The organism is Streptomyces sp. NPDC000878 (genome assembly GCF_053599695.1).
This window is the reverse complement of the sequence record NZ_JBSFMT010000002.1, coordinates 142,093-167,918: the sequence shown is the minus strand read 5'-3', so window position 1 is coordinate 167,918 and position 25,826 is coordinate 142,093. Positions and strand designations below refer to the sequence as shown.

Here is a 25,826-nt window from a genome sequence, read left to right as displayed (position 1 = left end):
GCACCCGCTGCCCGCATGCCACCAGACAGTCCGAAGTGTCAGGAGGACACAGTGAACGCGAGCAGCACGCTCAGAGCGCTGACCACGGCCTTCCTCGTCGCCGCTGCGGCGCTGGCCGCTCCCGCGACGGCGAACGCGCAGCCCGTCCCGGCCGAGGCCGCCGCGATGGACTTCACGGAGGTCCACGTGTGGGCGACCGGCGTCAACGTCCGCAACGGCGTCTCGGAGTCCGCCTTCGAACAGTGCAAGAGCTTCCCCTCCCGCGCGAACTGCCAGGTCGTGGCGACGGTGTCCCAGACCACCGTGACCGCCTACTGCCAGAAGCAGGGAGAGCTCATCAGCGACGCGGGCTACAGCAGCCGGTGGTGGACGTACCTGGAGTCACCGAGCCGGCCGTGGGGCTGGGTGAACAACGTGTACATCACGGGAGACGAGCACCTGGCACACGTCAGTGACTGCGAGTTCTGACCGAGGAAATCTGCGAAGGCGGCCCGCGCCAGTGTCATACGGACACGCCTCCCCTTCCGTCGTAGAGCCGAACAGGAAGCATCCACGGCGAAGGGGAAAACAATGGCGAAGCAGACCAGCAGGCTGGCGGCGATGGGGCTGGCGCTCGGCGCGGCTCTCTCCCTCCTCGGTACGGCGGGCAGTGCGGAGGCCGCCGCGCAGGCCGTGAACACCACGGTCCAGGCCCACAGCAACATCCGTGAGGCCGCCACCACGAACAGCCGGCTGGTCGGCACCACCCAGTTCGAGAGCGTGGCGTACATCAGGTGCTACACGCGCGGCCAGTACGTGAAGGTCGGCAACTACGGCACCGACGTCTGGTACTTCGGCAACGCCTTCGACGACGACGCGACACCGGCGCACGCCTACCTCAACGTGTGGATGTGGGGCGGCAACGTCAACGTCGGCGCCGACCCGTCCCCCGAGGTCGAGCCCTGCTGATCCCGCTGATTCCGGAACCGAACCGAGGAGCACACCCATGTCCAAGCGAAGTGTGTCGACCGCGGCGGCCGGGCTCGCGCTCGGCACGGCCCTCTCCCTGCTCGGCACCGCCGGGACCGCGGAGGCCGCACCCACCGGCACCGCCGAGTACGCGACGACCGTGCAGGCGAACAGCAACCTGCGCGACGCCCCCAACACCAGCAGCCGGATCTGGGGCACCACGACGCGGGAGACCGAGGGCGGCGTCGAGTGCTACACGCGCGGCCAGTACGTGAAGGTCGGCAACTACGGGACCGACGTCTGGTACTTCGGCACGGTCATCGACTACGACATCGGCCACATCTACAGCAACGTGTGGATGTGGGGCGGCAACGTGAACGTGGGCGCCGACCCGGCCCCCGGCATCGACCTCTGCTGATTCCGGAACCGAACCGAGGAGTACACCCATGACCAGGCGAAGTGTGTCGACTGCGGCGGCCGGGCTGGCGCTCGGCGCGGCCCTCTCCCTGCTCGGCACCGCCGGTACGGCCGAGGCCGCGCCCACCGGTGCCAACGGCTATGCGACGACCGTGCAGGCGAACAGCAACGTGCGCAGCGGCCCTTTCCTCGCCGCCCAGATCTATGGCACCACGACGCAGGTGACCGGGGCCAGCATCGATTGCTGGCTCGATGGCGACAGAGTCACCGTGGGCGGATACACCACCAATGTCTGGTACCGCGGCACCGTCAACGGCTACGACTACAGCAACGCGTGGATATGGGGCGGCAACGTCAACGTGGGCGCCGACCCGGCCCCCGGCATCCGCGGCTGCTGACCGACTGCCCCCGCCCGTTCCCCCGACGCTGCTCGCCCCCGAGGCTTCCGTCCTGTGCGGAAGCTCGGGGGCGCGGTCGTGCCCGGGACGAGGGGCGGTATTGGCCCTGGTTCGGCCCTAGTACGGCAGGATGCGGCCCGAGGGGGTCCTGCGGTCGATGGGGAGGTCGCGGGGCGAAGGAGCGCTGGGCCGACGGGTGACGCGGATGCGGGTCTGGCGGTTCATAACGCCTCCTCATGGCTCGCGGTTCCTGGGTCATGCCCTGATCGCCCGTGCCTGATACCTCTTCTTGTGTGACTTCCTTGTTGCATGCACGCCCGGGTCGGGACAAACCCCTAAGTATGCTCGTGGCATGACCGACAGCAACGCGCCCGACCTCGACCCCGAGGACCGCAAGATCGTCACCCTCGCCCGCTCGGCCCGCGCCCGCAACGGCGTTCCCGAGGGGGCGGCCGTACGGGACGAGACCGGACGTACGTATGTCGCGGGCACGGTGGCCCTCGACTCGCTGAAGCTGAGCGCGCTGCGGACGGCCGTGGCCATGGCGGTGGCGTCGGGGGCGAAGTCCCTGGAGGCGGCGGCCGTTGTGAGCGTTGCCGACGGCGTTCCGGCGGAGGATCTGGCGGCTGTTCGGGATCTGGGCGGGCCCGCGACCCCGGTGCACTTGGCTGCGCCGGACGGGGTGGTTCGGGTGACGGTGTCCGCCGAGTGATGGTGTCCGGCGGGTGAATTGAGTCGGGTGGCCGGGCGAGGGTCTGTCTTCGGCCACTTTCGCGACCCCTTGGAAGAACCCGTACGGCATCTCTTGCAATCGCGAGCAACCCACGCATCAATGGAACCCGCTCTTCCGACGGACCGTCAGATTCCACCGCGCGGCGCCCCGCACCCGCCCCGCGGCTGACCGCACCCGCCCGTCGACCCCCCACATCGCAATTCCCCACATGGCAATTCCCGTACCAGGGAAGGGAATCCGATCGATGATCAGCAAGTCAGCACGCCCGTCTGTGCGCAGACGGTTCGGTATCGGTGCGGTACTCGCGGCGGGCTCGCTCGCCGCAGCCGGGCTGGCCTTCGCGCCCGCCGCCGCGGCAGTCGCCCCCACCACCGCGACGGTCACCTTCAACTGCGGTCTCTACGGCGGCGGTGCGGCCACCCTCACCACCGAACAGACCGGCACCTCCGCCACGATCACCGTCACCTCGGCGATCGCGGCCCCGCTCCCCCTCGCCGCCGACTCGATCAGCTCCACGCTGACCATGACGAAGGGCACCAGCACCACGGCCTTCACCGGGACCAGGAACCCGGCCATAGCCACCGGCGCCCCCGTCATCGTCGGCCCGCTGACCGGCACCGTCGCCTCCGGCGACAGCCTTGACGCGGGCGGCGGCAGTCTCGTGATGGTGATCTTCGGCATCAACGTGACCTGCACGCCGACCGGAAACCAGTCACCGGGACCGTTCGTCTACGAGTGACGGCCCGCCTCCCCGCACCGTTCCACACAGCGGCCGGCGTCGCTCGCTTCGCAGCGGCGCCGGCCGTTTCCGACTGGGAACGCACGGGCGCCCGACAGTGAACTGATGGTCCGTCAGTTCACTTTCCACGGCGCCCTGTTATTTGGTGAGATTGCATTGACTTCTCACACAACCTGCACATCAATGGCCCCCGGTCGGCGCAGACGAGCCGCTGCGCCCGCATCCCTCAGAGGGGGCAACCATGGCCACCATGGCAACCATGGGTTCGACCGGCCGAAGACGACGCTGGGCCGCGCTGCTCGGGGCGACCGCACTCGCGGTCACCACGGGCGGTGCGCTGGCCGTCCCGGCCGGCGCGCTCACCACGGCGTCCGCCGCCGTGGACTACGCCACGCACTGTGTACCGCCGCCGATCGCGGGCATCCCGCCGATCGACGGCACCACCACCGGACAGATCACGGTGGACAAGACCGCGCCCAAGGTCGGCGACACCGTCACCGTGAAGTACACGGTGGTCAAGCCGGCCGCCAGCAACCCCACCGATCTCCCGCTGCCCGCCGACATCATGACGCCCAGCGGAAAGGTCACCCTGGGCGGAGCGCAGACCGGCGACATCACTGTCGTGGGCCCCAAGAAGAACGACCCCGTGCCCGGCAGGGGAGCCTTCCCGTCCTTCGACATGACCGGCACCTTCACGGTCACCGCGCCCGGTGCGATCACCCTCTCGCCCGGCGACTACAACATCCACACCAGCTACATCCTTGAGCTGGACACCCCCTGCACCCTCATCACCCCGCCCGCACCCGTCTCCGAGACGATCACGGCGACGGACGGGACCCAGACCAACACCCGTGCCATCACGCTGGGTTCGGCCTCCGGGGCGCCGGGCGCCGGGGTCACCGTGAACGGCGCCAACTTCACCGCCGGTGCCACGGTCACCCTCGCCGGCCGGTCCGGGGCCACCCAGACCGCCGACACCGCGACCGTCACCGCCGACTCCCAGGGCGCCTTCAGCGGCACCCTCGCCGTCAACGACAAGACGACGACCGGGGTCGTGGCGTACGAGGGCAGCGCGTGGAGCGACACCAGGGGCTCCCCGCCCGCCGCCTACGTCGTCATCGACGACACGCCCGTTCCCGCCAACAGCCAGAAGCTCACGACCACCGTCCAGGCGGGCAAGCTGTCCATGACCCAGGCCGGGGACGCCGTCCAGCTGTCGGCGGTCGACTTCGGCAGCGGCGGGGCCTCGAACGGAGCCCTGCAGACGGTGACCGTCAAGGACTTCCGCGGCGGCCCCGCGGGCTGGTCCCTGACGGGCAAGGTCACCGACTTCACCGGTCCCGGCGCCAAGATCGAGGCGGGCAAGCTGAGTTGGACCCCGGCGTGTGCGACCAAGGCCGGAAGTCCCAGCACCTGCCAGGCCGGTTCCGCCGGTGCCGTGGGGAGTTCGGGAGCCACCCTGGCCTCCACGCCCGACGGCACGCTCACCGGCGGCGAGTTCACCGTCGACGCCGGACTGTCCCTGAACGTACCGGCGTTCACCCCGCCGGGCACGTACTCCGGCGTACTCACCCTCACCCTCTCCTGAACGGCCCTTCCTGAACGGTCCGTTCGTCATCCGGTGGCCGGGCGCGCACCCGCCCGACCGCTCCGGCCGTCCGTCCGTCCGTGGGGGGTCCGCGCCCATGTCGCTCCCGATGTCGCTCCCGATACGCAGCAAGCCGTACGCCCTTCTCGCACTCCTGATGGCGGTGCTCGGTACGTCACTCCTGACGCCCGCGCCCGCCCGCGCCGCCGACAACGGCAGCTGGTCGGTCTTCCCCTCGGCGTCGGCCGTGGCGCAGCGCCCGTACTTCTTTCTCTCCGCCGATCCCGGTACGGCCGTCGAGGACAAGGTCACCGTCGCCAACAAGACGGACAAGCCGCTCACCTTCCGGCTGTACGCCGCCGACGCCTACAACACCGCCCGCGACGGCGGGTTCGCGGTACGCACCCTCGAAGAGAAGCAGCGCGGCGTCGGCGCCTGGGCGCGGCCCGCGAAGTCCCGGGTCACCGTGCCCCCGCGCAAGTCGGTCACCGTGCCCTTCACCCTCCGGGTGCCCGAACGGGCCGAACCCGGCGACCACGTGGGCGCGTTGGTCGCCCTCGACGAACGGATCGACACGGGCGACGGCTCACTGGCACTCGGGGTGCGGCGGGCGGTCGGGGCACGGGTCTATCTGCGGGTGAGCGGGCCGGCCGTCTCCGCGCTCGCCGTCGAGAAGGTCCGGATCAGCCACGACCAGCCCCTCGTCCCGGGCCTCGGCGACAGCACGGCGACGATCTCGTACACCCTCCACAACACCGGGAACGTCACCCTCGACCCCCGGGTGGAGCTGCGGGCCCAGGGCCTGTTCGGCCGTACGCTGCTCACCCGCGACCTCACCAAGATCCCCTCCGAGCTGCTGCCCGGCCAACGGGTCCACCTCACCGAACCCTGGCACGACGCACCCCAACTCGACTGGGGCGACATCACGTTGACGGCATCCGCCAAGGACACCCGGGAGTCGGCGAGCGTGTCCTTCTTCGCCCTGCCGTGGCTGATGGCGGTGGTGTTGGTGGCGTTCGGGGTGGTGGCGACGGTGCTGGTAGTGAGGTCCCGCAGAAACACGCCCCGAGCGGGCCGCGCCCCAAAGGGGCGCGGGGAACTGCGCGACCAGCCACGACGGGGCAGTACCGAACCGACAACCTCTAGCGGCACTTCCGGTTGAGCGCTTGGCTCAAGACGACGCCCGCTCGCCTCAGAGCGCGTCCGGCCCGCGCTCACCCGTCCGCACCCGCACGACGGAGTCGACCGGCAACGCCCACACCTTGCCGTCCCCGATCTTCCCCGTCCGAGCCGCCTTGACGATCGCGTCGATGGCAGCATCGGCATCCCCGTCGTCGACGACGACCTCGATCCGGACCTTGGGCACGAGGTCGACCTGGTACTCGGCGCCGCGGTACACCTCGGTGTGCCCGCGCTGGCGCCCGTACCCACTGGCCTCGGTCACGGTCAGACCGTGCACCCCGAGTTCCTGGAGCGCGTTCTTGACCTCGTCGAGGCGGTACGGCTTGACGATCGCGGTGATGAGCTTCATGCCTGGCTCTTGACCTTCTGCGCGGAGGGACGCTGCTCGGGGGAGGGGACGGAGGACGGACAGGACCGGGGCGCCGTGGCCCGGGACGCCGTGATCGTATGCCGGTCCGGGCGTGCGCCGTAAGGCCGAGGCCGGTGTGTTCCCAGGCCGTCCCAGGGGCCGTGCGGGGGCTCGGCGTGCGGCGGGTCTCCGTGGATCAGGGACAATGGGCGCCATGAGTGTTCGTACCCCGTCATCCGAGCCGTCCGAGCCGTCCGTGCCGTCGAAGGCATCGGCCGCGCACCGCGCCGGCTTCGCCTGCTTCGTGGGCCGCCCCAACGCGGGCAAGTCCACCCTTACGAACGCTCTGGTCGGCCAGAAGGTGGCGATCACCGCGAACCAGCCGCAGACGACGCGGCACACGGTACGGGGCATCGTGCACCGTCCGGACGCGCAGCTGATCCTGGTGGACACCCCGGGGCTGCACAAGCCGCGCACGCTGCTGGGCGAACGCCTGAACGACGTGGTGCGGACGACGTGGGCGGAGGTCGACGTCATCGGGTTCTGTCTCCCGGCGAACGAGAAGCTCGGCCCCGGTGACCGTTTCATCGCGAAGGAACTGGCGGCGATCAAGAAGACGCCGAAGATCGCGATCGTGACGAAGACCGACCTGGTGGAGAGCAAGGCGCTGGCCGAGCAGCTCATCGCGATCGACCAGCTCGGCCGTGAGCTGGGGTTCGAGTGGGCGGAGATCGTGCCCGTGTCGGCGGTCGCCGACCAGCAGGTGGGCCTGCTGGCCGACCTGCTCGTCCCGCTGCTCCCCGAGGGGCCGGCGCTCTACCCGGAGGGTGACCTCACGGACGAGCCGGAGCAGGTCATGATCGCGGAGCTGATCCGGGAGGCTGCGCTGGAGGGCGTACGGGACGAGCTGCCCCACTCGATCGCGGTCGTGGTCGAGGAGATGCTCCCGCGCGAGGACCGCCCGGCGGACAAGCCCCTCCTCGACATCCACGCGTTCGTCTACATCGAGCGGCCCAGCCAGAAGGGCATCATCATCGGCCCGAAGGGCAAGCGGCTGAAGGAGGTCGGGATCAAGAGCCGGAAGCAGATCGAGGCGCTGCTGGGTACGCCGGTCTTCCTGGACCTCCATGTGAAGGTCGCGAAGGACTGGCAGCGGGATCCTCGGCAGCTGCGCAAGCTGGGCTTCTGAGGGCACGTTTGACTCGGCCGGAGTTTGATGGGCGAGGCCGACGCTGCCCAGGTCGTGTTCCCGCCCGCCCACCCACCCGTTTGCTGTCCGATGGACGGGCACCCGCCAAGACCTCCGTGGCTGGCTGGGTGCTGTCACAAACACGGGTCCGGTCCTGTCCTTACTCCGGACAGTCTCTGTTTGGAGGAACACACGAGTGCCGAGCACGCACACCTGCCCCCGGGCATCGACGTGATCACGTCGATGCCCGATGCGGCGGCCCTGATCCCGGCCGGCTCCGAGGCCAGGTCCGTCCGGGTCACCCTCGCCCCCCGCGACCCTGGCGCACCCCCGCACCGGCATCCCGGGCCGCTGTTCGGCTATGTGACCGAGGGCGAGGTCCTCTTCGAGCTGGAGGGGCAGCCGTCCCGGGTGCTGAAGGCGGGCGACGCGGTGATTCGAGCCCGGCGGCGACGTCATCCACTACCAAGGCGCGAACAACCTGGCGGAGGATAGCCGCCCTCCGCCGCCGACTCGGGGTATGGAGGCCGGCGGCGGGGGCTCAGAAGTCGTGCTGTCGAGCAGCCCAGATGCGGGTCATGATCCGCAGGGCGTCCGGGTCGATCCGGTCGATCAGGTCGGCGTGCTCGCGGTGGGCCCACACGGTGCGGCCGGGCCCGGAGTTGCCGTGCTCGTAGGCGACCTCGACCGCGTCGTCCGGGTCGGTGATCAGGCCGTCGCAGTAGCGGCACACATGCAGGGCTGCGGTCATGGCCGTACGCCACTCAGGTTCTCGTGGTGGTCGCACAGGGCGTTGACGACGCGGGCGAGCTTTCGCGCCACCGAGACCCGGATGGGCAGCGTGTCGCCGTCACCGAGGCGCAGCTTGTTGTGCGCCTCGCCGATGCAGGCCAGCGCGCAGTAGCGGGGGATGCTGTCCTTCGGCTCCCGCGCCGCCGCCGCTGCCACCTCGGGGATGAGCAGGTGGATGTGCCCGCGCAGCGCCACGGTGAGTATGTCCAGCTCGTCGGGCGCGGGCAGTTCGGCGCCCTCGACGAGGAGTGTGCGGGCGCTGTCGCGCATCGTCTCGATGTCCGGCGGCCGGTTGTCCTCCGCTTCGGTGCCAGCCTCTCGGGCCGTTGCGTTCTTCGTCATCCGTATGCCTCCTCGGCGCTCCCTCTCACCACGAGACAACCCCCAACGGCACGCCCTCGACGGACCAACGGCCGGACTTTCCGGCGGACTTTCCGCCGGACCGCGGACTTCCCGCCTCCGATACAGAAGCTACGGTCAGTACCAGTGGTCGTATCCGGGGGTACGAAATGGACGAGGACGAGGCGCAGACACCGTTCGCGCGCGAGTGCGCAGGGCGCCGATGGAGCCAACCTGCCGCGTTTCTGCGGGCATTCGAGGCGACCGCCGAACTGGTCGGTGAACAGGTGGTCATCACGGACAGGCAGTTCCGACGATGGCGTCAGCCCAACCCTCCCCGGCCGCGCGCCGGGTCCTGGCGAGTACTGCACGCGATGTTCGGCATGAGCCCGCTGGACATGGGCTTCCCCGGGCCGGAGCCGGGCACGGCGACGAGGACACTGACCGGCCACCCGGAGGGCACGGGCGTGGGGCGCCGCGACTTCGTGGCTGACTCCCTCGGGGCTGCCGCGGGTCTGGCACTTGGCTCCTCTGACGCCGTCGGCACCTCGCACATCGTCGAGCTACGTGAAGGCCTGCGCTCCCTCTACACCCTCGACGACGCGTACGGCGGCGGCGACGTCCGCTCCCTGGCTGTGCGCCACCTGCGCCGTGTCCGCCGAGTCATCAACACCGGCAGCTACCCCGACACCATCGGCCGCCAACTCCAGATGCTCGCCGGGGAAACCGCCGAGCAATGCGGGTGGCTGTACTACGACGCCGACGACCAGGACGCCGCGCGCCGCTACTGGGGCGAGGCCCTGACCACAGCAACCATGCTGCGCGACGACGGACTTGAGATCCTGGTGCTCGCCAGCCTGAGTATGCAGGCCAGCTACGAAGGCAGGCCGCGGGACGGCTACGACCTAGCCCGCGCCGCACATCAGAGAGCCGTGACCCTCGGCTCACCGGTGCTTGTGTCGCTGCTCGCCGCACGGGAGGCGCGCGCCCTGACGCTGATGTGCGATCTCAGCTTGGCACGCAAGCGGCTCGCGGAGTCCATGCGCATGGTCGACCGTTCCGACCGCGGACGGCCAGCGCCGGAGTGGGCGGCCTTCCACGGGCATGCGGAGCTCGAATACGCGCATGGCCTGCTCTACACCGAGACCGGGCACCATAAGGCTGCTGTGCCGTTCCTGCGTGCCGCATTGGCCCATCAGCATCGAACATACGGCCGGAACCGAGCCCTGTACCGGCTCACGCTCGCCCGTGGGCTGGTACAGGCCGGAGAGATCGACGAGGGCGCCGCCGAGGCCGTCGGCAGTCTTGAGCACCTCGCAGAGGTCGAGTCCGGGCGGGTGGGGCGGCGCCTGACCGAGGTCCGCGGACTCCTCGACGGCGTGGACGCTGTCAGTGCCCGTGACGCAGCTGAGGAACTGACCGAGTACGTGCAGCAGAAGGGAGACGGCTGATGGCCGAAGTGACGTACGAGCGGTACGAGGGAGCCGCAGCGGGCGGGCGGCTCGACGCGTTCCTCGCCACGTACGAGGAGGTCTACGTTGAGCCTCCGTACTGCGAAGGGCCGCGGGACGTCGCCGAGTTCATCGAGCGGTATCAGGTGCAGGCGCAGCGCCCCGGCTTCCGGCTCGTACTGGCCCGTGATGGCGTCGAGGTCGTCGGGTTCACCTTCGGCTACCGGTTGCCTGCGGATACGCGGTGGTGGAACAACTTGCTGGAGCCGATGCCGGAGGACTTTACGGAGGAGAGTGGTGAGCGGACGTTCGTCGTCATCGAACTCGCGGTGCGCAAACCGTGGCGGCGCCAAGGCATCGCGGCGGGGCTGCATGCTCGGCTGCTGGACGGCCTGTCGGTGGAGCGGGTCACGCTGACCATGCGGCCGGAGCCGGAGGCCGCACCGGCACAGTCCGCGTACGTGGCCTGGGGGTACCGGAAGGTCGGGCAGTCCCATCCGTGGGACGAGGCCCCGTTCTACGACGCGATGGTGCTGGAACTGCGCTGAGTCTTCCCACCCGACGGCACGCCCTGTAACAGCACAGGGACGCGATGCGTTGGCTTTGACCAGCGAGGTTACCGGGGCGACGGCACGCCTCTCGGGGGGTAGGCGCGCGTGTCCCACGCGTGGGAGAGGCTGACGGCATGGACTTCCGTGCTGCCTGTGGTCGTGTATTTGCCCGACGAGGTCGGCGGTCGGCGGGTGCGTGTCGACAGGCGAGATCCTCGGCCGGGTGTACGGGCTGTGAGACATCGCCGAGTTCCTGCGCCGCGCCGGGACTGAGGATGTGGATGAGACGTACGTCGCCGTCTCCAAGCTGATCGAGTGGTGTGGCGGCGGCCCGCAGATGTAGGAGCACTGAAAGGGCGCCCTCTGCGTTAGCCAGCTGCGTGCTGCCGATGCCAGGTCCGGCATGCGGCAAGGTTGAAGGGGCGGCCACGAGACGCCATCGACTCGACAGGCAGCCGGGCTTTTGCCCGTTCACTGCCCAGTTCGAGACCCGCAATGGGCTATGAGCGGCACGGTGGCCAGGAGCGGAGCGAGTGGCGGTAGGACGAAGGGCCTCGGCGTGCTCGGCAAGGCTGGACATGAGGCGTGAATGCCCGCACGGTGTCAGCACCGCTCCACCCGATCGCAGGGTTCAGCGCACGTCAGCCAGGACACCAAGGATCGGCTGCCCCTGCGATCGGCGCGGAGGGCCGGGGGACCACTCAGTCTGTTCTTGCTCTGCTGCTGTCGGTACCGTGCCACTCCTCGGGGTGAAGCATCACGTGGGCTGGGGGAGGATGGCCGTGAGCGACGGCATAGTGGCAGGCCACGAACGACATACGGTGAGGGGAAGGAGTTCCGTGGGATCTGAACTGGACGTGGAACTGCGGGGCCCTCACGCCGGTATGGATGCAGGCTCCACCCTCAAGGCGATGGAGTCGCTTCTACTCCTGCTCAAGGAGCTGGAAACCACAGAACTGCAGCGATCACCCCAACCGTGGGGCCACACCTCGCGCCGACGGCCAGCACATACACGGTGGACGTTTACCCGCCTCGGTCTCGGGAGCACCGTAGCCGCGCTAGCACCTCTGCACGTACCGGATGTGTCCAGCTACGAGCAGGTAGACCGGGTCCTGCATCAGACTGTCGAGGGGTTCGCGGCGGCCGAGGACAGGCCAGTGATCCCCGCGGATTGGACGATGCACGCGGCCAAATTCGGCAAGGCTGTGGCACGTACTCTCGGAGCATCCCGGGACGTCGGCATGCGGCTCGCGCTGCGGATCAACGGGGACGTCATCGCGGAAGCGGAAGTCACCGAACGGGCTCGGCGTCACCTTCAGGAAGCAGTCCGAGCCCGATACACCTCGCTGGGCTCGCGCCGAGGTCATCTGGGTGGACTGTCCGATGCGAAGGGAAGGCTCCGGGCGGTTCTGTGGTCCGAGGTGGGGCACGAGCGGATCCCGCTCGTCTGCGACAAGGAGCAGCGCGAGCAACTGCGCCAGGCGTGGGGGCACGACCGGGTGGAAGTGACAGGTCGGATCACAGAAAACGCGCAGGGGCAGGTCGTGAGCATCAGGGTCGATGAGATTGAGCTGCTACCCACCGAGCCGTCCCTGTCTGATGAGGAGCTACGCGGCGGGTTCTGGCCGGACATGACCGGCGGCCTTGGCGCACTCGACCACCTGGCGGTGATCCGTGGCGAGGCCTGACCGCCCACAGCGTGCGTACCTCGACGCGTGCTGTTACATCGACTGGGCTGAGGGCAAGATGAGCTGCTCCGAGGTCGAGACGTGGCTGCATGCAGCCAACAAACGGCAAGTGCAACTGATCGCATCCACTGTGATGTTCGCTGAAGCACGTGGGCACAACAACGGCCCGCACGACGCAGCAGCAGAGCAGAGGATCCGCACGCTGCTTCAAGAGCCCTACGTATCCTTGGTCGACACGACGCGGCGGATCGGCTTGCTGGCCAGAGACATCAGTGTCGATCGTCCACGGATCAAAGGGATGGATGCCATCCACATGGCCACGGCTATCTACGCTGAAGCTGACGTGTTCCTAAGCCGCGATCTGAAGGCGTTCAACGTCCCGGAGCAGTACCGGGGTGTCTGGGTGGAGGAGCCATACGAGTTCGGCGGTGATGGGCTGTTCCCGCTGCCTTCCGGTACTGGAAGCTGAGCACGGTGTCCCAAGTGTGGCCATGCCCCGTCGTCCGTGGTGGGCAACGGGGCGTTGGCCTGCGTCGTCAGTGCGAGTTGTTCGGCGAAGTGACGTAGGCGAAGGCCTCGGCAAGGTTCTTCAACGCCTCGGTGCGCGAGCTGGCGTTCAGCTTGTTCGTGTCCTCGGCAGCCTGCTCGATGTTCTTCAGTAGTGCCAGGGTCGCGGCGTTCGACGCGTCCTGATACTCCTCGTTGAAGCTCATGACTCTCCGTTGGTGGTCGTGATGATGGTGCCGATTGGGACGCATGGTGCAGGGCGGGCGGTTCCCGTCCTTTCAGTTCAACGAGCACCCGCTTCGAGTGTCCGCCTTCATGCGTTGTGCACCCGCCGACCGACGCGCAGCCGCAGCTTCCGGCCGTGACGACGTTGGCCCAGGGCCATTGGGCGGGCAGGCGGAGCCGGCGGCGGCCGGTGTTCACGAGCTGTGCGGCGGCGGAGAACAGTCGGAGGCGGAGCTTCTGGGATTCCCAGCGGCGGGCATCGCCGGTCAGCGCGAGCATCGGTATCCAGGCGAGGCGGTCGAGTGCGAGGGAGACGATCTCCAGCCAGATCCGGTTCTGTGCGGTGTCGTGCAGGAGCAGATTGCGCAGGCCGGTGGCGCGGGCGCCCCGGATGCGGTTCTCGCAACGGGCCCGCCTGCGGTGACGCAGATCGAGGTCGGCGAGCTGGCCGCCTTTGGTGTTGGTCGCGAAGCAGGTGAGCCGCCCCCGCCGATGCCCTCGGCAAAGACGAGCATCCTGCGGTGTTCGCGGGCCCACGCGGCAAGCTCGTGCATGTGCGCCATGGACCGGATGGCACGGTCGAAGCGCCACCACACGAGTGCATCGAAGTCGTCGGGACGGGCGGGCCACTCGCCGAGCTGGGGACGGTCGAAGGGGCCAACGCGGACGCGCTCACGTCCAGGTCGCGGCTTCGCTGAGCGCGTCACTGTCGCCGAAGCCGATTCTGAGGGCTGCTGCGATGTCGTCAGCTTCGCGCTGCCGCTCGGGGCTGGTGGTCTCGTCCGTCATCACGGACAGCCGGACACACCGCACACCCCTCAGAGTCTCGGTGTAGACCGTGCCCGCGAGCGGGTTCCGGGGTGTATCGGTCATGTCTCGTGTCTGGACGGACGCATCCCCGTCCGGGCGGGTGAGGGTGTGCACCTGGGGTCACTCCAGAGCGGTACGTCTGGAGTATCCGGACCGGCGTTTGAGGACGAGCACGTTCAGCGATACGGGGGTTCGGAAGCGGAGCCCCAGAAGGATGGGACGGGTAGGTGAGGAGGGGGCGGGCGAGAAACCCTTCGCCCGCCCCCTCCTCACCCCCCGCTCGGCGACAGATCCTGCACCCCCACCACCCGCAGCAACCGCAACCGCTCGTACGACTCCGTCCCCGGCCGAGCCGTATGCACGATCAGCAACTGCCGATGATCGTGCGCCAGCAGGATCTCGCAGTCCAGCTCCAGCAACCCCACCACCGGATGCACGAACCGCTTCGTCGCAGCCCGCCGCACCGCCACCTCGTGCGACTCCCACAGCCCCGCGAACTCCGCACTCCCCGCCCGCAGTTCGGCCACCAGCGCCGCCGGCACCGGATCGCCGGGCCGGGCCGCGGCGACCGCCCGCAGATTCGCCACGTGACTGCGCGCGTGCTCGGCGAAGTCCTCCGGCGGGACCAGCGCCCGGGCGGCCGGGTCCAGGAAGAACCGCCGTACGAGGTTCCGCTCCCGGGGCGGCCGGGCCGACACGTCCCCCGACAACGCGCTCGCCATCGCGTTCTGCGCCAGCACCTCCCCGCAGTCGGTGATCACCTGCGCCGGGGTGTCGTGCAGCCGGTCGAGGATCAGCAGCAGCCCCGGCCGTACGTGCTCGGACACGCTCTCGCGCCGGGGAGGTTCCTGGCCGGCCAGGTGGAACAGGTGGTCCCGTTCGTCGTCGGTGAGGCGCAGGGCCCGGGCCAGCGCGGCCAGCATCTGCCGGGACGGGCGCGGGCCCCGGGAGCGCTCCAGGCGGGTGTAGTAGTCCACCGACATCCCGGCCAGCGACGCCACCTCCTCGCGGCGCAGACCGGGCGTACGACGCCGGGCACCGGGCGCGAGGCCCACCGCCGAGGGCTCCAGCCGGGCCCGCCCACGGCGCAGGAAGTCGGCGAGTTCGCCCCGGTTCACCACGTCGGTCACCACGCAGGTCACTCCTCTCGAGCCTCTCCTCCCCACCCTGGCCGACCCCGCCCGACTTATCCAGGGCCTGCCGATCCCCTGAAAGACGGGTCTCTCCCGGTAGCCCCGACACCGTCCCAGAGTGATGGCACCGCAACGAGAACGAACGAAGCGAACGACGCGAACGAAGAGAACGCGAGGAGCAGAACATGCTGACTTTGGTGACAGGCACGACAGGACAGGTCGGCCGGCGCTTCGTGCCGAGGCTGCTGGCGCGGAGCCGGCCGGGGGAGCGGGTACGGATCCTGGTGCGCGACGAGGCCCGTGGGGAACCGTTCGCCGAGCTGGGCGCCGAGGTCGTCCTCGGGGACCTGCGCGACCCGGAGGCGCTCGGCAAGGCGGTGACCGGGGTGGACGCGGTCGTGAACGTCGCCGCCTCCTTCCGCGGGGTCCCGGACGAGGAGGCGTGGGCCGTCAACCGGGACGCGGCCGTGGAACTGGGCCGGGCGGCGCTGGCCTCCGGCGTACAGCGCTTCGTGCAGGTCAGCACGGGGATGGTGTACGGCACCGGAAGGGGCCGCCCGCTGGTCGAGGAGGACGAGATCCGGCCCGGCGGCATGATGTGGGGTGCGTACAACGAGTCGAAGGCGGCGGCCGAACAGGAACTGCTCGCCTTGGAGAGCGAGGGCATGGACGTGCGCGTCGGCCGGCTCCCCTTCGTCTACGGCGAGGGCGATCCGCATCTCGCCCAGTCCCTGAGGTGGGCCGCGAACTGGGCGCCGGCCCAGCGGCTCCAGATGGCCCACCACGCGGACGTCGCCCAGGGCCTCCTGCGTCTCCTGCACGCGCCCGGAGTGGCGGGCCGCATCTACAACATCGCCGACGACGCCCCCGTCACGGCGGTCGAACTGCACCAGCTCAACGGCGTCGAGATCCCCGCCGAGGCCCACCACCGCACGGACCCCGACCCGTGGTTCGGAATCATGTCCACCGAGCGCATCCGCCGGGACCTGGGCTACCGCCCGCTGTACCCGACCGTCTGGGCGGCCCGGGACGCGGGCGCCCTGTGAGCTACGCCTGCGCCCTGTGAGCGAGGGCCTGTCCGGCGGATCATGCCGCGGACGCGGGGTCTGGCACCCACTCCCCCAGAGGGGGACCCCCAGCGGCGTTGTCGTCGGTTGCCCGCGACCTGATCCGCCGGACAGGCGGCCCTAGTCGACCCCTCTGATCCGCCCCACCAGCACCGCCCCCGCCAGCCCGATCGCCGCCGCCACCAGATACAGCACCCGGTATCCGCCCAGGTAGGTGACGATCGGTGCGGCCAGGGCGGGGGCCGCCACCTGGGGCAGGGCGTTGGCCACGTTGATGACGCCCAGGTCCTTGCCCCGGTCCAGTGCCTTCGGCAGTACGTCGGTCATCAGGGCGAAGTCGACCGACGTGAACACCCCGAAGCCGACCCCGAGGACCGCCGCCGCGACGATCGCCCCCGGCCAGGTCTGCCAGCCCGCCAGCGCGGCCGTCGCCACCGCCATCAGCACCCCGGACCAGACCACGAACGGCTTGCGGCGGCCCACCCGGTCCGACCAGACCCCGCCGACGACGACCGTGGCGAGCAGGGTCACGCTGTTCACGGCCGTCAGGATCAGCACACCCGCCTCGGGGTCGGAGTAGTCGAGGCGGTCCCGCAGGTAGTACAGCAAATACAGCAGCACCAGCGCGTTGCTCAGATTGATCAGGAACCGGGTCAGCCAGGCCCAGCCCAGGTCCGGGTAGCGGCGCGGGCTCAGCCAGAACCCCGCCAGGAAGGTCCGCCAGGACCACACCGGCCGGTCCTCGGCCGCGAGCCGCAGATCCCCGTGCCGGAGCACATACGGCAGCACACCCAGCAGTGTGAACGCCGCGCACGCCGCATATCCCGCCCCCACGCCTCCGACCGCCGTCGCCAGGCCCGTACCGCCCACCACTCCCAGAATCTGCGCCGCGCCCAACCAGCCGCCCACAGAGCCCCGTTGGAGCCGGGGCACCCGGTCGGGGACGGCGGCCGTGACGGCGGCGAAGGCGGCGTTCAGGGTCAGCTGGACCAGGCACCAGCCGGCCACCATCGTCCACAGCCCACCCGCACCCGCCAGCAGCAGCAACGACACCGCCCCGCCCGCCGCCCCGGCCACGATCCACGGCGTACGGCGCCCCCACCGCGACGTCGTCCGGTCCGACAGCGCGCCGAAGATCGGGTTCGCCACCAGCGACACCAGGGCGCCCGCCCCCGCCACCCACGCCAGCAGGGTCTCCTTCGACATCCCGGCGCCGGGCGCGAAGTCCTCGGCCTGGGAGGCGAGCAGGATCTGCAGCGGTCCGAACCAGCCCACCCAGATCGCCCCGTTGGCGAGCGACAGCGAGGCGGTCCACCCCCGCCCGACCCGCTCGACGGGCTCGGCGAGCGCCCCCACCGAGCGGGACACCTCAGTCATCGTCAGTCTTTCTGCGCCCGGAGTAGGTCCCTGAACCAGCCGTACGAGGCCTTGGGTGTCCGTGTGAGAGCGACAGGGTCCTCGAAGTCCACGTGCACCAGCCCGAACCGCCGCGCATACCCCTCCGCCCACTCGAAGTTGTCCAGCAGCGACCACACGAAGTAGCCGCGCACATCCACGCCCGCCTCCACCGCCCGGTGCAGCGCCCGGACATGACCGTCCAGGTAGGCGATCCGGGCCTGGTCGTCGAGTCCCTCGTACGAGCAGCCGTTCTCGGTGATGACGACGGGCGGCAGCCGGTCGCCGTAACGGTCCCGGAAGGTGGTGAGCAGCTCGGTCAGCCCCTCGGGTACGACGGGCCAGCCGAAGTCCGTCACCGGCACACCCTCGATCTCCTGGACGGAGAAGGGGAGTTCGGCCGGGATCGTCAGCCCGCCGAACTCGATGTCGGCGCCCTGCGGCGCGCCCACCTTGGTCGGCGCGTAGTAGTTGACGCCGTAGAAGTCGAGCGGTTCCCCGATGATCTTGAGGTCCGACTCCACGTCGCCCGGCATCAAGTCCCCTATCCCGTCCGGGTATTGGCCCAGCAGGACCGGATCCGCAAACAGGCGGTTGAGCAGCAGGTCGTAGAACTCGGCCGCCTCCAGGTCCGGTTGCTCCTGCGTCGCCGGCCAGGTCGGCCCGTGCGAGTTGGCGATCCCGATGTCCGTCGCACCGGCGGCGCGCAGTGCCCGTACCGCCAGACCGTGGCCCAGGAGCTGGTGGTGGGCGGCCGGCAGGGCGTCGAACATCAGCTGCTTGCCGGGTGCGTGGGCGCCCAACGCATGCCCGAACAGGGTGTGTTCGGCGGGCTCGTTGATCGTGATCCACTTCTTCACACGGTCGCCGAGCCGTTCCGCGACGACGGACACGTACTCGCCGAACCGGGTCGCCGTGTCCCGCTCCAGCCAGTCCAGGCTCGTCGGCAGGTCCCAGTGGAAGAGGGTCGGGACGGGACGTACGCCCGCCGTGCACAGCTCGTCCACCAGCCGGTCGTAGAAGTCCAGGCCGCCGGGGGAGTTCACCCGCGGCCAGGAGATCGAGAAGCGGTACGCGTCCACGCCGAGGCCGGCCAGCAGGGCCACGTCCTCGGGGTAGCGGTGGAAGTGGTCGCAGGCCACCGCGGCCGTCGAGCCGTCCTTCACGCGCCCGGGCTCGGCCGTGAAGGCGTCCCACACGGACGGTTCGCGCTGGTCCACCGCCCCCTCGATCTGGTGCGCCGAGGTGGACACGCCCCACAGGAAGCCGGCCGGGAACTGGGGTATCGGGTTGGTCGCCATGCGCCGGATCATGGGTATCGGGGGTAAGGGGTGTCAACGGCCGGGAGTGAACAGGCGGTTACGCGCTGCCCTCCGGGGCCCTCGACACCCGATACACCCCTTACGCCCCCTCCTTCAACACCCTTGAGATCAGCTTCCGTTGCTCCTCCGTGAGCCGGGGGTCGGCGCAGTACACCGTCCTCCCGTCCACCGTGAGTTCGTAGCTGAAGCCGTCCGGCACCCCGGTCGGGCGGGTGTCCCGGCCGTCGGCGATCGCCTTCTCGGCCAGGGCGTGCCACTCGGGGGCGTCCGGCAGCCCCGAGGTGTCCACCTCGGCGCACCGCTCGATGCCCGCGAACCCGCCCGTACGCCTCACCTGAATACGCATGGAGCCTGTCTAGTACGGAACTAGAAGGTGCGCACCCCGACCTGCTCCCAGGCCTTGAGCACGGCCTGGAGCTCGTCGCCGCCGTCGCCGTACCGTGCCCTCGCGGCGGCGACGGTCAGCGTGGCGAAGTCGGTGAACTGAGCCTGCGCGTACAGCTCGCCGCCGGTCAGCACGTCGTACCAGATCTGTCCGGCCTTCTCCCAGGCGTAGCCGCCGAGGGCGGTGGCCGCCAGGTAGAAGGCGTGGTTGGGAATGCCGCTGTTGATGTGGACGCCGCCGTTGTCGCGGCCGGTGCGGACGTAGTCGTCCATCGTCGCGGGCTGCGGGTCCTTGCCGAGCACGTCGTCGTCGTACGCGGTGCCCGGGGCCCGCATCGAACGCAGGGCCGTGCCCGTGACGCGCGGGGCGAGCAGGCCCGCGCCGATCAGCCAGTCGGCCTCGGCGGCGGTCTGGCCGAGCGAGTACTGCTTGATGAGCGAGCCGAAGACGTCCGACATGGACTCGTTGAGCGCGCCCGGCTGACCGAAGTAGGTGAGGTTCGCCGTGTACTGCGTGACGCCGTGGGTCAGCTCGTGGCCGATGACGTCGATGGGCAGGGTGAAGTCGAGGAAGATCTCGCCGTCGCCGTCGCCGAACACCATCTGCTCGCCGTTCCAGAAGGCGTTGCCGTAGTCCTCGTCGAAGTGGACGGTGGCGTCCAGTGGCAGGCCCTCGCCGTTGATCGAGTTGCGTCCGTACACCTTCAGGAAGAGGTCGAAGGTGGCACCGAGACCGGCGTAGGCGCGGTTCACGGTGGCGTCCTGGCCCGGGTCGGACCCCTCGGAGCGGACCAGGATGCCGGGCAGGCTCTGGCGGTGCTCGGCGTCGTAGATGGACCGCAGCGGCTTCTCCTCGGGCGGTCCGGCGGGCAGGGCCACGCTCGGGGCGCCGAGGACCGTGGTCAGCCGGCGGTGGGTGCGCTGGTAGGCGTCGTGCTCCAGGGTGCGGCGGGCGGGACCGGCGAGCACCGGGTCGTCGGCCTGGGCCACCTTGTCGAGGACGTGCGGCGGGATGATCGTGCAGAAGACGGGCTCAAAGCCCCCGTTGGTCGTCATGCCCGGCACCTTTGCACCGCGTCATGGGGCTGTCACTACCCGCAACCATGATTGGTGAAAAACCGGGATAAGGAGCCCATCATTCAGTGACAGAGTGGTATGGCGCACTTTTTGCCCCTTTCATTCTTCCGCTCCCGCATACTGACAGTCCCGCATAGTGATACAGGCCCGCGCCCCCGGCGCGGCTCGGCTAGCATGCTTCGCATCATGCGTATCGGGCTGCTCCTCCTTAGCTGCCGCGGCGAGGGCCTGTAAGTCGAGGCCGACCCCCTCCCCGCGGAGTCTGGCGTTGCGCCGTCGGCCGTCCTTCAGGACACCACGAGGAGCCCACGCATCATGGCCCACAGCGCCAATCGCCAGCAGCCCAGTTCCATGCCGATCCACAAGTACGGCGAGTACGAGCAGGTCGACATCCCCGACCGCACCTGGCCGAACAACCGGATCACCGTCGCTCCTCGCTGGCTCTCCACCGACCTGCGCGACGGCAACCAGTCCCTGATCGACCCGATGTCGCCCGAGCGCAAGCGCCGGATGTTCGACCAGCTGGTCAAGATGGGCTACAAGGAGATCGAGGTCGGCTTCCCGGCCTCCGGCCAGACCGACTTCGACTTCGTCCGCTCCATCATCGAGGAGCCGGGGGTCATCCCCGACGACGTCACCATCTCCGTACTGACCCAGGCCCGCGAGGACCTGATCGAGCGGACCGTCGAGTCCCTGAAGGGCGCCAGGCGCGCCAACGTCCATCTGTACAACGCGACCGCGCCCGTCTTCCGCCGCGTCGTCTTCCGCGGCTCCAAGGACCAGATCAAGCAGATCGCCGTCGACGGCACCCGCCTGGTCATGGAGTACGCCGAGAAACTGCTGGGCCCCGAGACGGAGTTCGGCTACCAGTACAGCCCCGAGATCTTCACCGACACCGAGCTGGACTTCGCACTGGAGGTCTGCGAGGCGGTCATGGACGTCTGGCAGCCCGGCCCGGGCCGCGAGATCATCCTCAACCTGCCCGCCACGGTGGAGCGTTCGACCCCGTCCACGCACGCGGACCGCTTCGAGTGGATGGGCCGCAACCTGACCCGCCGCGAGCACGCCGTTCTGTCGATCCACCCGCACAACGACCGCGGGACCGCCGTCGCCGCCGCCGAACTGGCGCTGATGGCCGGCGCCGACCGCGTCGAGGGCTGTCTGTTCGGCCAGGGCGAGCGCACCGGCAACGTCGACCTGGTCACTCTGGGCATGAACCTGTTCTCGCAGGGCGTCGACCCGCAGATCGACTTCTCCGACATCGACGAGATCCGTCGTACGTGGGAGTACTGCAACCAGATGGAGGTCCACCCGCGCCACCCGTACGTGGGCGACCTGGTCTACACGTCCTTCTCCGGCTCCCACCAGGACGCCATCAAGAAGGGCTTCGACGCCATGGAGGCCGACGCGAAGGCCAAGGGTGTCACCGTCGACGATATCGAGTGGGCGGTCCCGTACCTGCCGATCGACCCGAAGGACGTCGGCCGGTCCTACGAGGCCGTGATCCGGGTCAACTCCCAGTCGGGCAAGGGCGGAATCGCGTACGTCCTGAAGAACGACCACAAGCTGGACCTGCCGCGCCGGATGCAGATCGAGTTCTCGAGGCTCATCCAGGCCAAGACGGACGCCGAGGGCGGCGAGATCACGCCGAAGGACATCTGGACGGTCTTCCGGGACGAGTACCTGCCCAACCCCGAGAACCCCTGGGGCCGGATCCAGGTCAGCACCGGCCAGTCGACCACCGACAAGGACGGCGTGGACACCCTCACCGTCGAGGCCGAGGTCGACGGCGTCGAGACCACCCTGGTGGGCACGGGCAACGGCCCGATCTCGGCCTTCTTCCACGCGCTGCAGGGCCTGGACATCGACGCGCGGCTCCTGGACTACACCGAGCACACGATGAGCGAGGGCGCCTCCGCGCAGGCCGCCTCCTACATCGAGGTCGCCATCGGCGACAAGGTCCTGTGGGGCATCGGCATCGACGCCAACACGACCCGCGCCTCCCTGAAGGCGGTCGTCTCCGCCGTCAACCGCGCGGGCCGCTGACTCACCTGACCGGTTGGTTTCACGCCCCGTCCGCCCTCAGTGGCGGGCGGGGCGTCCGTCGTTTACCGGCCAAACCACGGGTGGGTCATGGGCAGGTCTGGTCCTGGGTACTGACTCCGCATCAACAATGTGGCTAACATCACGCCTGCGCGGCAGTGTTGCCGGTGGGGGTACCTCCCGCGCCCTGCAACAGGCAGTGGGGGGTTACCGGAGGTGCGAAGTGCTCCCAGGACGGGGACGATACGGCCGAGACCGCCGAGTCGTGCGCGGAGGCCGGACAGCACGAGTCCTGGGCTCCCGTACGGTCTGGACGGGCGTCGGTGACGGCGAGTTCTTCTGCCCCGGCTGCGGCGGAGACCGCAACTACCAGCGTCTGACCGGCCGCCGCCGCTTCACACTCCTCGGCGTACCAGTCCTCCCGCGCGGCGAGACCGGCCCGGTCGTCGAATGCGGGGCCTGTCAGCGCCACTTCGGCACGGACGTCCTCGACCACCCCACCACCACCCGCTTCTCCGCGATGCTCCGCGACGCGGTCCACACGGTCGCCCTCGCGGTCCTCGCCGCCGGCGGCACCCACGCCCGCCACACCCTGGAGACAGCGGTGACGGGCGTCCGTGCGGCTGGCTTCGACGACTGTACGGAGGACCAGCTCGCGGCCCTGGTGGAAGCCCTCGCCGCCGACACGGGCCGTCTCTTCGGCCCCCCGTGCGGCCCCGGCCTCGCCATAGAACTGCACGAGGCCCTGGACCCCCTGGCCCCTCACCTCGCCGCCCCCGGCCGCGAATCGATCCTGCTCCAGGGCGCCCGCATCGCCCTGGCCGACGGCCCGTACACCCCGGCGGAGCGCGACGTCCTGACGACGGTCGGCGCGGCGCTGACGATCTGCGGGGACGATGTGACCCGGCTGCTGGCGGCGGCGCGTACGCCGTCCTGAAGCGGGTCGCGCAGAGCCGACTCCGTCAGCGCCTGCGGCTGGACCGGCCGGACCAGCCGGTCCCGATTCCCGCCACGTGCAGGGCCAGGAGCATCAGGCCGAGCAGCATGACGTTCGTGGAGGTGAAGACGTCGTTCGTCGAGATCTCGGCCGCGTTGATCAGGAACGCGATGAAGAACAGTACTGCTGCGCCTATACCAAGCATGGGACGGTTCCTCTCAAAGGGTAGGACCCGGGTGCCCCATCGCTCGGTTCGTACTCCCGGGGGAGTAGTCCGGCCCCCGTGTCACCCCCGGTAGTAGCCCCGAACTCGCCCTCCCGCGCGACGAATCGGCCCCCGGGCGACGGAATTCTGGAGAGCGTCATCAAGAAATGGCGTCAGCCGGAAGTCCGGACGAGGGGAGGGCCTCGACATGGGGGCCAAGGGGTCCATGGGGACCGCAAGGACAGTGACAGGCGCCGCACGGCGCCGCCGAGCCGTGCCCTGGCTCGTGCTCGGGCTGTGGGTCGGGGTGCTCGCGATCGTCGGGCCGTTCGCGGCGAAGCTCTCCGAGGTGCAGCACGACCGGATCACCGACTATCTGCCCGCGAACGCCGACTCGACCCAAGTCACCCGTATCCAGGACCAGTTGCCTGGCGGCGAGACCACCCAGCTGGTCCTCGTCTACCACCGCGACGGCGGACTCACCGCCGCGGACGAGGCGACGGCCGCCGAACAGGTCGACAGGATCGCCGGCGAGCACGTCCTGACGGCCACCCCGCAGGGCGTACCGTCCGCCGACGGCACCACCCTCATGTACCCGGTGAGCAGCAACGAGCCCGGCACCGACGAGGACAAGCGGGACGCCCTCGTGAACGACGTGCGCCAAGTCGCCCATACCGAGGGCGGGTTGGACGTCGAGGTCGGCGGACCGGGAGCGCTCGCCACCGATGCCGCCGAGGTCTACGACTCGCTCGGCGGACCGCTGCTCTACACCACCGTCGGCGTGGTCGCCGTCCTGCTGATCCTCATCTACCGCAGCCCGGTGCTGTGGCTGGTGCCGCTGGTCGTCGCGGGCATCGCCGACTTCCTGTCGATGGGCGTCGCCTACGGCCTCCACCAGGCCTTCGGCACCACGGTTTCGGGCCAGAGCTCGGGCATCATGACGATCCTCGTCTTCGGCGCGGGCACGGACTACGCCCTCCTCCTCGTCTCCCGCTACCGCGAGGAACTACGCCAGATCGAGCGGCCGTACGACGCGATGCTCGCCGCCCTGCGCGGCTGCGGGCCCGCCGTCCTCGCCTCCTCCGGCACGGTCGCCGCCGGGGTGCTGTGCCTGCTCGCCGCCGACCTCAACTCCAGCCGCAGCATGGGCCCGTTGGGCACGGTCGGCGTCCTGTGCGCACTGGTCGCGATGCTCACCCTGCTCCCCGCGATCCTCGTCCTGCTCGGCCGCCGGGTGTTCTGGCCCCTCGTCCCCGCGTACGGCAGCACGCCCAGGACGCGCCGGCTGTCGCTCTTCGCCGCGATGGGCAGCTCCGCCGGACGCCGGCCCCTGGTGGTCCTCGCGAGCGGGGCCGTACTGCTCGGCGCGCTCGCCCTGGGCGCGCTGAACCTGCCCGGACCGGTCAAGCAGGAGGACGCCTTCGTCGACAAACCGGAGGCCGTCGCCGCGATGCAGACCCTGGCCAAGGCCTACCCGGACCGGGGCACCCAGCCCATCAGCGTCATCACCCCGGCCGGACGCGCGGACCGGACTCTCACGACGATCCGGGCCGCCGACGGGATCAGCGACGCGCAGAAGGGACGTACGGGAGACGGCTGGACCGAGATCACCGTCTTCGCGAAGGACGCGCCCCAGTCGGCTGCCGAGACGACCACCATCAAGGAGCTGCGGGACGAGCTGAAGGGCTCGTACGTCGGCGGACCGAGCGCCCAGCAGATCGACCTGGTCGACACCAACGCGCGGGACCGGTGGGTCGTCGTACCGATCGTGCTCGCGTCCGTGCTGCTGATCCTGGTCGCGCTGCTGCGGTCGCTCGTCGCGCCGTTGATGCTGGTGGCCGCCGTGGTCGCGGTGTGGGGGGCCTCGCTCGGTATCGGCGGACTGGTGTTCGGGCCGCTGCTCGGCTTCGAGGGCACCGATCCCGGGCTCGGGCTGCTGTCCTTCGTGTTCCTGGTCGCGCTGGGCGTCGACTACGGCATCTTCCTCATGCACCGGATGCGCGAGGAGGCGCTGCGGGGCGCGGAACCGGTGGCGGCGGCGCTCACCGCACTGCGGACGACGGGCGGGGTCATCGCCTCCGCCGGGCTGGTCCTCGCCGCGACCTTCGCGGTGCTGACGAACATGGGCCTCGTCCAACTCGTCGAACTGGGCTTCGTGATCGCGGTCGGGGTGCTCCTCGACACGTTCCTCGTCCGGACGTACCTGGTGACGAGCGCGAGCGTGGCGCTGGGGAGGAGGGTGTGGTGGCCGGGCGCCCTGTCCCGGAAGCCGGACCCGGACGCCGTACGACAGGAACGCCAGCCGGAACCCGTGTGAGAACTGTCGTAAGTGTGCGTGGGCGCCCCTCCCTGCCGGA

The 25,826-nt window shown here is 69.8% G+C and carries 28 protein-coding genes and 2 pseudogenes; 18 read left to right on the top strand and 12 right to left on the bottom strand.

The window, feature by feature from the left end; genetic code table 11:
• Positions 1-51: 51 nt before the first annotated feature.
• The 8 genes from ACWDR4_RS02445 (at position 52) to ACWDR4_RS02410 (ending at position 5,985) form a co-directional block, all read left to right on the top strand.
• Positions 52-468 carry a hypothetical protein gene (locus tag ACWDR4_RS02445; RefSeq protein WP_450402854.1) on the top strand — a complete coding sequence of 139 codons (417 nt, stop codon included), beginning with the start codon at positions 52-54 and terminating at the stop codon, positions 466-468.
• Positions 469-570: 102 nt separating this feature from the next.
• Complete coding sequence (locus ACWDR4_RS02440; protein WP_450402851.1) at positions 571-948, top strand: hypothetical protein; 378 nt, start codon at positions 571-573, stop codon at positions 946-948.
• 37 nt (positions 949-985) lie between these two features.
• Positions 986-1,366, top strand: a complete 381-nt coding sequence (locus ACWDR4_RS02435) for a hypothetical protein (RefSeq protein WP_450402848.1) — start codon at positions 986-988, stop codon at positions 1,364-1,366.
• A 28-nt stretch (positions 1,367-1,394) separates the two neighbouring features.
• Positions 1,395-1,763 (top strand): hypothetical protein, encoded by a 369-nt coding sequence (locus ACWDR4_RS02430; protein WP_450402845.1) that lies wholly within the window; start codon positions 1,395-1,397, stop codon positions 1,761-1,763.
• 352 nt (positions 1,764-2,115) lie between these two features.
• On the top strand, positions 2,116-2,475 hold the full coding sequence (locus tag ACWDR4_RS02425; protein WP_450402842.1) for a cytidine deaminase: 360 nt from the start codon (positions 2,116-2,118) through the stop codon (positions 2,473-2,475).
• Positions 2,476-2,740: 265 nt separating this feature from the next.
• Positions 2,741-3,235 carry a hypothetical protein gene (locus ACWDR4_RS02420; RefSeq protein ID WP_450402841.1) on the top strand — a complete coding sequence of 165 codons (495 nt, stop codon included), beginning with the start codon at positions 2,741-2,743 and terminating at the stop codon, positions 3,233-3,235.
• A gap of 259 nt (positions 3,236-3,494) precedes the next feature.
• Entirely contained in the window at positions 3,495-4,823 is a 1,329-nt protein-coding gene (locus ACWDR4_RS02415) for a beta-xylosidase (RefSeq protein ID WP_450403332.1), read from the top strand.
• A 157-nt stretch (positions 4,824-4,980) separates the two neighbouring features.
• The gene (locus ACWDR4_RS02410; RefSeq protein ID WP_450403329.1) at positions 4,981-5,985 is read left to right on the top strand and encodes a WxL protein peptidoglycan domain-containing protein; all 1,005 of its coding nucleotides are present in this window, start codon (positions 4,981-4,983) and stop codon (positions 5,983-5,985) included.
• Positions 5,986-6,015: 30 nt separating this feature from the next.
• On the opposite strand, the gene ACWDR4_RS02405 is transcribed toward ACWDR4_RS02410, so the two are convergent.
• On the bottom strand, positions 6,016-6,354 hold the full coding sequence (locus ACWDR4_RS02405; RefSeq protein ID WP_450402839.1) for a P-II family nitrogen regulator: 339 nt from the start codon (positions 6,352-6,354) through the stop codon (positions 6,016-6,018).
• A 205-nt stretch (positions 6,355-6,559) separates the two neighbouring features.
• Here ACWDR4_RS02405 and era point away from each other — a divergent pair, with 205 nt between their 5' ends.
• Positions 6,560-7,543, top strand: a complete 984-nt coding sequence (gene era, locus ACWDR4_RS02400; protein ID WP_450402836.1) for a GTPase Era — start codon at positions 6,560-6,562, stop codon at positions 7,541-7,543.
• 180 nt (positions 7,544-7,723) lie between these two features.
• Positions 7,724-8,038, top strand: coding sequence for a cupin domain-containing protein (locus tag ACWDR4_RS02395; protein ID WP_450402833.1), 315 nt, complete (start codon positions 7,724-7,726; stop codon positions 8,036-8,038).
• Positions 8,039-8,084: 46 nt separating this feature from the next.
• On the opposite strand, the gene ACWDR4_RS02390 is transcribed toward ACWDR4_RS02395, so the two are convergent.
• Positions 8,085-8,294, bottom strand: coding sequence for a hypothetical protein (locus tag ACWDR4_RS02390; protein WP_450402831.1), 210 nt, complete (start codon positions 8,292-8,294; stop codon positions 8,085-8,087).
• On the bottom strand, positions 8,291-8,677 hold the full coding sequence (locus tag ACWDR4_RS02385; RefSeq protein WP_450402828.1) for a DUF6415 family natural product biosynthesis protein: 387 nt from the start codon (positions 8,675-8,677) through the stop codon (positions 8,291-8,293). The genes ACWDR4_RS02390 and ACWDR4_RS02385 overlap by 4 nt, the downstream gene beginning before the upstream one ends.
• Before the next feature lie 167 nt (positions 8,678-8,844).
• Here ACWDR4_RS02385 and ACWDR4_RS02380 point away from each other — a divergent pair, with 167 nt between their 5' ends.
• The 4 genes from ACWDR4_RS02380 to ACWDR4_RS02365 all read left to right on the top strand — a co-directional run bounded on the left by ACWDR4_RS02380 (position 8,845) and on the right by ACWDR4_RS02365 (position 12,833).
• Positions 8,845-10,125, top strand: coding sequence for a hypothetical protein (locus ACWDR4_RS02380; RefSeq protein WP_450402826.1), 1,281 nt, complete (start codon positions 8,845-8,847; stop codon positions 10,123-10,125).
• Positions 10,125-10,673: a GNAT family N-acetyltransferase gene (locus tag ACWDR4_RS02375; protein WP_450402824.1), complete on the top strand. Its 549-nt coding sequence runs from the start codon at positions 10,125-10,127 to the stop codon at positions 10,671-10,673. Before ACWDR4_RS02380 ends, ACWDR4_RS02375 begins: the two co-directional genes overlap by 1 nt.
• 1,085 nt (positions 10,674-11,758) lie before the next feature.
• Complete coding sequence (locus ACWDR4_RS02370) at positions 11,759-12,364, top strand: OB-fold nucleic acid binding domain-containing protein (protein ID WP_450402821.1); 606 nt, start codon at positions 11,759-11,761, stop codon at positions 12,362-12,364.
• Positions 12,351-12,833 carry a type II toxin-antitoxin system VapC family toxin gene (locus ACWDR4_RS02365; protein WP_450402818.1) on the top strand — a complete coding sequence of 161 codons (483 nt, stop codon included), beginning with the start codon at positions 12,351-12,353 and terminating at the stop codon, positions 12,831-12,833. Before ACWDR4_RS02370 ends, ACWDR4_RS02365 begins: the two co-directional genes overlap by 14 nt.
• A 67-nt stretch (positions 12,834-12,900) precedes the next feature.
• Here ACWDR4_RS02365 and ACWDR4_RS02360 read toward each other — a convergent pair whose 3' ends face one another.
• From ACWDR4_RS02360 to ACWDR4_RS02345, 4 genes and pseudogenes are all read right to left on the bottom strand, one after another.
• Complete coding sequence (locus ACWDR4_RS02360) at positions 12,901-13,077, bottom strand: hypothetical protein (protein WP_450403376.1); 177 nt, start codon at positions 13,075-13,077, stop codon at positions 12,901-12,903.
• 151 nt (positions 13,078-13,228) lie between these two features.
• Positions 13,229-13,579: pseudogene (locus ACWDR4_RS02355) on the bottom strand (transposase); the annotation flags it as partial.
• Positions 13,579-13,969, bottom strand: a pseudogene (locus ACWDR4_RS02350) (recombinase family protein); the annotation flags it as partial. The pseudogenes ACWDR4_RS02350 and ACWDR4_RS02355, both read right to left, overlap by 1 nt.
• 206 nt (positions 13,970-14,175) lie before the next feature.
• Positions 14,176-15,024, bottom strand: coding sequence for a helix-turn-helix transcriptional regulator (locus ACWDR4_RS02345; protein WP_450403327.1), 849 nt, complete (start codon positions 15,022-15,024; stop codon positions 14,176-14,178).
• A 200-nt stretch (positions 15,025-15,224) separates the two neighbouring features.
• Here ACWDR4_RS02345 and ACWDR4_RS02340 point away from each other — a divergent pair, with 200 nt between their 5' ends.
• Positions 15,225-16,085 (top strand): NAD-dependent epimerase/dehydratase family protein, encoded by an 861-nt coding sequence (locus ACWDR4_RS02340; protein ID WP_450402815.1) that lies wholly within the window; start codon positions 15,225-15,227, stop codon positions 16,083-16,085.
• A gap of 141 nt (positions 16,086-16,226) precedes the next feature.
• On the opposite strand, the gene ACWDR4_RS02335 is transcribed toward ACWDR4_RS02340, so the two are convergent.
• The 4 genes from ACWDR4_RS02335 to ACWDR4_RS02320 form a co-directional block, all read right to left on the bottom strand.
• Complete coding sequence (locus ACWDR4_RS02335) at positions 16,227-17,483, bottom strand: MFS transporter (protein WP_450402812.1); 1,257 nt, start codon at positions 17,481-17,483, stop codon at positions 16,227-16,229.
• 2 nt (positions 17,484-17,485) lie between these two features.
• Complete coding sequence (locus tag ACWDR4_RS02330; protein ID WP_450402810.1) at positions 17,486-18,814, bottom strand: GH1 family beta-glucosidase; 1,329 nt, start codon at positions 18,812-18,814, stop codon at positions 17,486-17,488.
• Between the two features lie 88 nt (positions 18,815-18,902).
• Positions 18,903-19,169, bottom strand: a complete 267-nt coding sequence (locus ACWDR4_RS02325; protein WP_450402807.1) for a protealysin inhibitor emfourin — start codon at positions 19,167-19,169, stop codon at positions 18,903-18,905.
• A 20-nt stretch (positions 19,170-19,189) separates the two neighbouring features.
• The gene (locus tag ACWDR4_RS02320; protein ID WP_450402804.1) at positions 19,190-20,263 is read right to left on the bottom strand and encodes a M4 family metallopeptidase; all 1,074 of its coding nucleotides are present in this window, start codon (positions 20,261-20,263) and stop codon (positions 19,190-19,192) included.
• A 336-nt stretch (positions 20,264-20,599) separates the two neighbouring features.
• On the opposite strand from ACWDR4_RS02320, the gene leuA reads away from it, so the two are divergent.
• Complete coding sequence (gene leuA / locus ACWDR4_RS02315; RefSeq protein WP_450402802.1) at positions 20,600-22,330, top strand: 2-isopropylmalate synthase; 1,731 nt, start codon at positions 20,600-20,602, stop codon at positions 22,328-22,330.
• A gap of 220 nt (positions 22,331-22,550) precedes the next feature.
• A complete protein-coding gene (locus tag ACWDR4_RS02310; protein WP_450402800.1) occupies positions 22,551-23,264 on the top strand; it encodes a TerB family tellurite resistance protein in 714 nt (237 codons plus the stop codon).
• 25 nt (positions 23,265-23,289) lie between these two features.
• On the opposite strand, the gene ACWDR4_RS02305 is transcribed toward ACWDR4_RS02310, so the two are convergent.
• On the bottom strand, positions 23,290-23,469 hold the full coding sequence (locus ACWDR4_RS02305; protein ID WP_450402797.1) for a hypothetical protein: 180 nt from the start codon (positions 23,467-23,469) through the stop codon (positions 23,290-23,292).
• A 226-nt stretch (positions 23,470-23,695) separates the two neighbouring features.
• On the opposite strand from ACWDR4_RS02305, the gene ACWDR4_RS02300 reads away from it, so the two are divergent.
• Complete coding sequence (locus tag ACWDR4_RS02300; protein ID WP_450402794.1) at positions 23,696-25,786, top strand: MMPL family transporter; 2,091 nt, start codon at positions 23,696-23,698, stop codon at positions 25,784-25,786.
• Positions 25,787-25,826: the final 40 nt, after the last annotated feature.

Bases quoted from the DNA above. Each gene is read 5' to 3' on its own strand.
- ACWDR4_RS02390 (WP_450402831.1), bottom strand. From the start codon at position 8,294: ATGACCGCAGCCCTGCATGTGTGCCGCTACTGCGACGGCCTGATCACC.
- ACWDR4_RS02420 (WP_450402841.1), top strand. From the start codon at position 2,741: ATGATCAGCAAGTCAGCACGCCCGTCTGTGCGCAGACGGTTCGGTATC.
- ACWDR4_RS02305 (WP_450402797.1), bottom strand. From the start codon at position 23,469: ATGCTTGGTATAGGCGCAGCAGTACTGTTCTTCATCGCGTTCCTGATC.
- ACWDR4_RS02325 (WP_450402807.1), bottom strand. From the start codon at position 19,169: ATGCGTATTCAGGTGAGGCGTACGGGCGGGTTCGCGGGCATCGAGCGG.
- ACWDR4_RS02360 (WP_450403376.1), bottom strand. From the start codon at position 13,077: ATGAGCTTCAACGAGGAGTATCAGGACGCGTCGAACGCCGCGACCCTG.
- ACWDR4_RS02440 (WP_450402851.1), top strand. From the start codon at position 571: ATGGCGAAGCAGACCAGCAGGCTGGCGGCGATGGGGCTGGCGCTCGGC.
- leuA (WP_450402802.1), top strand. From the start codon at position 20,600: ATGGCCCACAGCGCCAATCGCCAGCAGCCCAGTTCCATGCCGATCCAC.
- ACWDR4_RS02320 (WP_450402804.1), bottom strand. From the start codon at position 20,263: ATGACGACCAACGGGGGCTTTGAGCCCGTCTTCTGCACGATCATCCCG.
- ACWDR4_RS02430 (WP_450402845.1), top strand. From the start codon at position 1,395: ATGACCAGGCGAAGTGTGTCGACTGCGGCGGCCGGGCTGGCGCTCGGC.
- ACWDR4_RS02405 (WP_450402839.1), bottom strand. From the start codon at position 6,354: ATGAAGCTCATCACCGCGATCGTCAAGCCGTACCGCCTCGACGAGGTC.
- ACWDR4_RS02415 (WP_450403332.1), top strand. From the start codon at position 3,495: ATGGGTTCGACCGGCCGAAGACGACGCTGGGCCGCGCTGCTCGGGGCG.
- era (WP_450402836.1), top strand. From the start codon at position 6,560: ATGGGCGCCATGAGTGTTCGTACCCCGTCATCCGAGCCGTCCGAGCCG.
- ACWDR4_RS02435 (WP_450402848.1), top strand. From the start codon at position 986: ATGTCCAAGCGAAGTGTGTCGACCGCGGCGGCCGGGCTCGCGCTCGGC.
- ACWDR4_RS02425 (WP_450402842.1), top strand. From the start codon at position 2,116: ATGACCGACAGCAACGCGCCCGACCTCGACCCCGAGGACCGCAAGATC.
- ACWDR4_RS02335 (WP_450402812.1), bottom strand. From the start codon at position 17,483: ATGACTGAGGTGTCCCGCTCGGTGGGGGCGCTCGCCGAGCCCGTCGAG.
- ACWDR4_RS02385 (WP_450402828.1), bottom strand. From the start codon at position 8,677: ATGACGAAGAACGCAACGGCCCGAGAGGCTGGCACCGAAGCGGAGGAC.
- ACWDR4_RS02330 (WP_450402810.1), bottom strand. From the start codon at position 18,814: ATGATCCGGCGCATGGCGACCAACCCGATACCCCAGTTCCCGGCCGGC.
- ACWDR4_RS02380 (WP_450402826.1), top strand. From the start codon at position 8,845: ATGGACGAGGACGAGGCGCAGACACCGTTCGCGCGCGAGTGCGCAGGG.
- ACWDR4_RS02375 (WP_450402824.1), top strand. From the start codon at position 10,125: ATGGCCGAAGTGACGTACGAGCGGTACGAGGGAGCCGCAGCGGGCGGG.
- ACWDR4_RS02340 (WP_450402815.1), top strand. From the start codon at position 15,225: ATGCTGACTTTGGTGACAGGCACGACAGGACAGGTCGGCCGGCGCTTC.
- ACWDR4_RS02410 (WP_450403329.1), top strand. From the start codon at position 4,981: ATGGCGGTGCTCGGTACGTCACTCCTGACGCCCGCGCCCGCCCGCGCC.
- ACWDR4_RS02300 (WP_450402794.1), top strand. From the start codon at position 23,696: ATGGGGACCGCAAGGACAGTGACAGGCGCCGCACGGCGCCGCCGAGCC.